This window comes from Oerskovia sp. NPDC060287 (assembly GCF_042726775.1).
GTDB lineage: Bacteria > Actinomycetota > Actinomycetes > Actinomycetales > Cellulomonadaceae > Oerskovia > Oerskovia merdavium.
Window position 1 is genome coordinate 1 of the sequence record NZ_JBHXBO010000225.1, and the last position, 6,561, is coordinate 6,561.

Sequence of the window (6,561 nt, forward strand, 5' to 3'; positions counted from 1 at the left end):
GCTCGGTACCGTCGCCCTCGTCGTGCAGGCGCTGCTGAGGCGCTCTCCCGCGACCTGTCTAGAGCCGGGCGTCCGCCATCGACGCCTGCGCGTCGACCCAGGTGACGCCGATCGAACGACCGTCGGCCTCGACGCGAAGGCTCACCGCGTCGCGCAGCCGGTGGAACTCCGCGCCGGCGGCGTCGGACACCGAGCCGTGGAGCGAGTAGGTGCCCTCGCCGATGTGCAGGTCAGGCAGGCGGAAGTCGATCCGGTGCCGACCGTTCAGCGGGGGAACCGTGACCCCGAGGAGCTTGGTGTTGGTCCCGAAGACGTTCACGCCGAGCGCGGTGTCGATGCCGGTACCCACGTACGCGCCGGTGACCGGGGTCGTGGCGTTCACGGTGATCGCCACGTTGAGGTTGTCACCAGGCTGGAGCAGGCTGACCGGGCTCCCCTGGTCGTCGAAGAGCTCGACCGACTCGACGACGACCCGCTCGATGACCTTGGCCTCCTCTTCGGCCTTCTCCGCCTCACGCTCGTGCTCCTCTGCCAGGCGGGCGTGCTCACGCTCGACGTCCTCCTGACGGATCAGGTCGAACTCGTCGCGCAGCGTGCGGAGGGCCTCGCGGGGCTCGCCGTCGGCGATCACCAGACCGCTCTCCAGGACGACTGCCCGGTCGCAGAGGTCGGCGACCTGGTCGAGCGAGTGGCTCACGAAGATGATCGTCCGACCGTCAGCCTGGAACTGTCGGATGCGGTCCATGCACTTGCGCTGGAACGGCTCGTCACCGACCGCGAGCACCTCGTCGACCAGCAGGATGTCCGGGTCGACGTGCACGGCGACCGCGAAGGCGAGGCGCACGTACATGCCGGACGAGTAGAACTTGACCTGGGTGTCGATGAACTTCTCGATGCCCGAGAAGTCGACGATGGCATCGAAGTACTTGTCGGTCTGCTGGCGCGAGAGGCCCAGGATCGAGGCGTTGAGGTACACGTTCTCCCGACCGGTGAGGTCGGGGTGAAAGCCTGCGCCGAGCTCGAGCAGCGCGGCGAGCCTTCCACGGATGCTGACGCTTCCCGACGTCGGCTGGAGGATCCCGCCGATCATCTTGAGCAGCGTGCTCTTCCCCGAGCCGTTCGGTCCGACGAGTCCGACCGTCGAACCCGACGTGATGTCGAGGTCGACGTCGCGGAGTGCCCAGAAGTCGTCCTTGTGCAGGTTCGATCGGCCGAAGTTGACCAGTCGCTCCTTGAGGGACTTCTCCTTCCGGATGATGAACCGCTTGGAGATGTTGTCGACTCGTACGACGGTGGTGCTCATCACAGCTCCTGGGCGAAGTTGCTCTGCAACCGGGCGAAGACTCGCTGGCCGATCCAGAGGAGGACGATCGAGAACCCGAGCGTGATGAGCAGGCGCACACCGAGGTAGTCGGGCATGGGTTGTCCGTCTCCCGCGACCCAGAAGGCACGCTGGAAGGCGAAGATCACCTGAGTCATCGGATTCGAGGCGTAGATGTTCTGCACGACGGTCGACTCCACCTGGGAGGTGATCTGGCTCCACGAGTAGACGATCGGGGACATCCAGAACGCGAGCATCAGCACGATCTCCACCAGGTACTGCACGTCTCGAAGGTAGACGTTGACCGCAGAGAGAATGAGCGCGAGTGCTGTGGCGAACGTGACGAGCACGGTGAACCCGAGCAGGAAGTACAGCCATCGCTCTCCGGTCGGGAACTGGCCCCGGATCGCGGTGAAGAGGACGAGGATCCCGAGCTGGATGCCGAAGTTGAACAGCGAGGATCCCACGACGCTCAGCGGGAAGACCTCGCGGGGGACGTAGACCTTCTTGATCAGACCTGAGTTCGCCACGACCGAGCCCGTCCCCGTGAGGACGATGTCGGCGAAGAGCTGCCAGGCCGTCAGGCCGGTGAAGATGTAGATCGCGAACTCGGGGATCGAGCGCTCGGCGCCGAGAAACTTGCCGATCGCGAGCCAGTACACGGCGAGCAATGCCAGGGGCCGTGCAAGGCTCCAGAAGAAGCCGAGGATGCTGTCCTTGTATCGCGCCTTGATCTCACGCCGAACGAGCAGACCCAGGAGTTCGCGGTGCGACAGGACATCCCTGATCGACTGGACCGTTCCCCTGAAGAGGCCTGAACGCGGCCCCGCAGGTCGCATTGACTGAGTTGCTAGGGCGGACGCTCTGTCGTCTCGCGGGTCGTCCATCGTTCTCCTGATCATGGTGGTTCGAGGGCCGAGGGGGCCGAGGGGCAAGACTACCGGTGCTCCGGTCGAGCCTCGTCGTCCTGGGGCTTGCCCTCGATGAGGAAGTCCCAGAGCTCGGTGGCGTAGTCGTCCCACGTGCGCTGCGGCCTGGCGGTCGCTGCGGCACGGAGGGCGGCGTGCGCGTCGTCGTCGAGCAGGAGCGTGCGCATCGCCGACGAGATCGACTCGTCGTCGTGCGGGTCGACGACGAGCGCGCCACCGTCTGCGGCGATCTCCGCCATGCTGCCGAAGTTCGACGTGATGGCGGGGGTGCCGACGGCCAGGGACTCTGCGACAGGAAGCCCGAATCCCTCGTTGAGCGACGGGAAGACGGTGAAACGAGCGAGCCGGTACGCCGCCCAGAGCTGGGTGTCCGGTACCTTGCTCGCGGCCTCGACCGCGCGACCGGAGAGCTTGAGCTCTTCGAGCCGCTGCTCGAACCCCTGGCTGTTCCAGGAGTTGCCGCCGACGAACGTCAGGCTGAACTCCAGTCCCTCCCGCCAGAGCATCTCCGCCGCGTGCAGCACTGCCAGGTGGTTCTTGCGCGGCTCGTGGCTGCCCACGACCAGCACCATGGGCAATGATCCGATCGTGAAGCGCAGCCGCGCCTCCTCGACCTCGGCGACGGTCGACTCGGCGGCCTCGACCGGCAGGACGACGGCTCGGATGTCGGGGCCGACGATACCCGTGGCCGCGAGCATCATGCGCCAGCCTTCGTACTCGACGGCCGCCGCGTGGGAGATGGGAGCGATGCGCGTCACGTGCCGGAGCGCACTGAGGTTCCTGGCGAACGCGTCACCCATCCCGGGAGTGGTCGTCTCGCCCGACGTGACGGGGATCAGGTCGTAGGCGACGGCGCTGACGGCGCATCGCGCGTACTTCGCGAGCGCCTGGATGCGGGACGTCCGAGGAGAGTCCACGGCGAGCTCGGGAACCGTGAACGTCGTCTCCCAGGGCAGCACGACGGTCGGCACCTCGGTGGACTCGACGTCTTCGTTCGCTGCGGCGGCCCGAAGGATGCGGTCCAGCTCGACCGGCGTGAGGTCCCGGATCGCGTCCATGCGGCGGCTCCACGAGACGGGGAGCCCGCCGTGCCATCTGAGCCAACGCCGAGCGGACTCCCGGACGACCCGCTGGATGCCCGTCATCAGTGTCGTCGACGCGGTGTGCGCGACGTCGAGGACGACCTGAGACGTCACGAGCCGGATCTCCCAGGTCGCGCTCTCCGGCGTCGTCTCGTCGACCACGGCGGCGAACAGGGCGTGCGGGTCGAACTCCGCGGCGCGCGCCGTCTCCACCACGGTCGACTCGGTCGGCAGGCGTCCGCTCAGCGCGGCGAGCGTGAGCCACACCTGGCTGCGATCAGCAGCGTCGACGAGCGAGGCGACCGCGTCGGAGAGCGATTCCGACGTCGGTCTCGTCAGAGCGGGGACCTCTCGGCCCAGCCCCTGGGCGACGAGCGCGAGCCTGTCGACGTAGGTCGAGGCGAGCTGCCCGGAGATTCGCTGGCTTCGGGAGGTCCCGAGGATCCGGGTCACTGTCGTCCCTCGTTCGTGTCGGCCATGAAGAACTCCCACAGCTCGTCGGCGTAGTCGTCCCAGGTGCGGGGCGGGCGGACGAGGGCTTCGGCCCGAAGCCTGGCTCGCACGTCCGGGTCGGTCAGGAAGGTCCGTAGCGTCTGGGTCACGTCGTCGTCGTCACGAGGATCGACGACCAGGCAGCCTCCGTGCTGCGCGATCTCGGCCTGGCTCCCGAAGCTCGACGTGATGACCGGTGTGCCCACGGCCAGGGCCTCGGCCACGGGGAGCCCGAAGCCCTCGTGGAGCGAGATGAACATGACCACGTCGGCCGAGGTGAGCTCTGCCCAGAGTGTCTCCTCGGAGACGCGCCCGAGCTCGACGAGTGGACGCTGGTCCTCGCGGAGCCGGTCGAGCGCGGGTCTGAGCGCCTCCTCCGACCAGCCCTTGCCACCCATCATGCGGACCTCGAAGTCGAGCCCTTCACGCCACAGCCTCTCGGCCGCGTGCAGCGCGGTCCGGTGGTTCTTGTGCGGTTCGCGGGTCCCCGTGAGAAGCACCACGGGCCGGTCGGACGGTTCGCGGGCGGGGATAGCCAGGTCGGGCGGCGAGTCCTCGGGAAGGCCCAGCTCGCGCACCACCGGGGCGCGGAGCCCCTGGGCGGCCAGCGCGTGGACGAATCCGTCGAACTCGGCCGTGGCCGAGTTGCTGATGCCAGCGATCCGGTGCGCGTGCTTCACGGCAGCGAGGAAGTTCGCCGTCGCCGTCGACTCCCCGAAGGGGCGCAGGTCGGCACTGACGATCGGGATCAGGTCGTAGCCGATGAGCGAGGTCTGGCTGCCCGACCAGCGCGCCAGCGCAGTCAGCGCAGGGGAGGAGAACGCGTTGGGCACGTCGGGAAGGATGACGGTGGTGTGCCACGGCACGATGAGCTCGGGGCGGTACGCCTGCTCCTCGTCGAGGTCGATCGGCACGTCCTCGTGGAACCGCAGGACACGGGCGATCTCGCGTGGCGCCAGCGAGCGGTACGCGGTGCCTTCGTCGATCCATGCGACCAGGACGACCTGGTGGGCAGCATGCCACCGCGGGACCGTCTCACGGACCACCCGGTGGATGCCGGTGTGGTGGTCGTTGAGGGCCGAGAAGTTGACGTCCACGAGGGGCGCGTCGCGCACGACACGCATGGGCAGGTCAGGGCGACCGGAACCGTCGTTGGACAGCCGGAGCAGCTCGGTCTCCGCCACCTCGGTGGCGACCAGGTCGAGCTGCCTCGTGAACGACATGAACTCTTCGGCCGAGGGGAACCGACCACGGACGGCCGTGAGCAGCAGCCAACGTGCGTCCGAGGCCGCCCGGCCGCGCGACGCCTCGACCAGTCGCGGAAGGAGCTTTGCGGCAAGCGGGAGGCCGTCGGCTGCGAGAGCAGCGGTGGTGGCGTCGCCCAGGATGACGCGAGAGGCCTCCGTGAGCCGTTGCGTCAGCGCCTCGAGGTAGCCGGCCGCGGCCGCGTCGGCCTCCTCCCGGAGAAGAGGCTTCACCGGCGTCCCCTGACGATGTTGCCGAGGCGTCGCACGCCCCGCAGAGGCTTCGTCACACGCCACGAGAGAGTCTTCTGCATCGCAGCGACCTCAGCACGGAAGTGCTCCTCGAACTCCGCCGAACGGTCCTCCGTGAGCTGTGCCGTTGCCCAGCCCTGCAGGCTGAGGTTCCGCCAGTGCAGCACCTGGCGGGTGAGGGTGTGTACCTCGGCCTCCTTCTCGGCGATCTCGGCCTCCTTCTCGGCCGTCGTGGCTGCGGTCTCGGCGCGAGCCGCGAGCAGACGGTGGTCGACGAAGCGGTCGAGCGCGCACGCGGGGTAGAGAAGGTTCGCCTTGAGGTCGGCTGCCTTCTCCTCGGCGACGTAGAAGCGGGAGACGCCGTCGAACAGGCAGAACTCGTACCCGGCGGCGAGGAGAGAGGGCTCCCAGCCCTCGTGGGTCGGGGTCGTGGAGTTCGGCAGCGTCGCCTCCACCACGACGACCCACGGGCGCCAGCGCGTGAGGTCGATGCTCTCGAGTGCCTTGGCCTCTGCTCCCTCGACGTCGATCAGGAGGAAGTGGATCTCCTTGCCGGCGAACCCGTTCTCCTCGAGCACGTCGTCGAGCCGTCGTGCTGCCACCGTGGTGTCGACGTGGTCGATCCCTGCGGCCCGGTGCTTCTCGACGATGTCGTCGTCGAGGGTGGAGAGCCCGCTGTCGGGGATGACGTGGAGCACGACCTCGTCGACCGGGTCCGACGTGATGGCCGCCTGGACCTGGGTGTCACGCGGTCGTTCGGCGCGGTGCAGCGCGCTGAGGTGGGCGACGGGCTCGACGGTGACGCCGGACCAGCCGCGGTCGTAGAACGCCCGCGTGACCGAGTCGTCGGTGGGATGGTTCGCCCCGACCTCGACATAGCGACCGTTGGTGACGGGCTGGAGCGCCCGCCACAGGACGACGTCCTCGCCGTTCTGGGCATAAGAAATGAAGGGAGCTTCCGGCATGGCGACATGCTATCGGCTGCGCTGGTGGCGCGGCTGCGTCGGCGCGGGAGGAGCCACTCCGGGTAGGGTGACCTGGTCTCTTTCAGTCGACTCTTTCGAGGAACTATGCCACGCGCGCTGATCACCGGTATCACCGGCCAGGATGGTCTGTACTTGTCCGAGCTCCTGCTCAGCAAGGGGTATGAGGTGTTCGGCCTCATCCGAGGCCAGAACAACCCCAAGCTCGAGCTGGTGCGTGAGACGGTCCCGGGGGTTCAGCTGATCGCCGGAGACCTG

General features: G+C 68.0%; 6 protein-coding genes. 1 reads left to right on the forward strand and 5 read right to left on the reverse strand.

Annotation, left to right across the window (positions count from 1 at the left end; genetic code table 11):
- Positions 1–58 precede the first annotated feature (58 nt).
- From ACFWFR_RS16055 to ACFWFR_RS16075, 5 genes are all read right to left on the reverse strand, one after another.
- Positions 59–1,303 carry an ABC transporter ATP-binding protein gene (locus ACFWFR_RS16055; protein WP_377623620.1) on the reverse strand — a complete coding sequence of 415 codons (1,245 nt, stop codon included), beginning with the start codon at positions 1,301–1,303 and terminating at the stop codon, positions 59–61.
- Entirely contained in the window at positions 1,303–2,160 is an 858-nt protein-coding gene (locus ACFWFR_RS16060; protein WP_377623621.1) for an ABC transporter permease, read from the reverse strand. The genes ACFWFR_RS16055 and ACFWFR_RS16060 overlap by 1 nt, the downstream gene beginning before the upstream one ends.
- 98 nt (positions 2,161–2,258) lie before the next feature.
- Positions 2,259–3,785 (reverse strand): glycosyltransferase family 4 protein, encoded by a 1,527-nt coding sequence (locus ACFWFR_RS16065; RefSeq protein WP_377623622.1) that lies wholly within the window; start codon positions 3,783–3,785, stop codon positions 2,259–2,261.
- Positions 3,782–5,302 carry a glycosyltransferase gene (locus tag ACFWFR_RS16070; protein WP_377623623.1) on the reverse strand — a complete coding sequence of 507 codons (1,521 nt, stop codon included), beginning with the start codon at positions 5,300–5,302 and terminating at the stop codon, positions 3,782–3,784. Before ACFWFR_RS16070 ends, ACFWFR_RS16065 begins: the two co-directional genes overlap by 4 nt.
- Positions 5,299–6,285, reverse strand: coding sequence for an FkbM family methyltransferase (locus ACFWFR_RS16075; protein ID WP_377623624.1), 987 nt, complete (start codon positions 6,283–6,285; stop codon positions 5,299–5,301). The genes ACFWFR_RS16070 and ACFWFR_RS16075 overlap by 4 nt, the downstream gene beginning before the upstream one ends.
- A gap of 105 nt (positions 6,286–6,390) precedes the next feature.
- On the opposite strand from ACFWFR_RS16075, the gene ACFWFR_RS16080 reads away from it, so the two are divergent.
- A partial coding sequence (locus ACFWFR_RS16080; protein WP_377623625.1) for a GDP-mannose 4,6-dehydratase occupies positions 6,391–6,561 on the forward strand: 171 nt, incomplete at its 3' end.

Bases quoted from the DNA above. Each gene is read 5' to 3' on its own strand.
- ACFWFR_RS16075 (WP_377623624.1), bottom strand. From the start codon at position 6,285: ATGCCGGAAGCTCCCTTCATTTCTTATGCCCAGAACGGCGAGGACGTC.
- ACFWFR_RS16055 (WP_377623620.1), bottom strand. From the start codon at position 1,303: ATGAGCACCACCGTCGTACGAGTCGACAACATCTCCAAGCGGTTCATC.
- ACFWFR_RS16060 (WP_377623621.1), bottom strand. From the start codon at position 2,160: ATGCGACCTGCGGGGCCGCGTTCAGGCCTCTTCAGGGGAACGGTCCAG.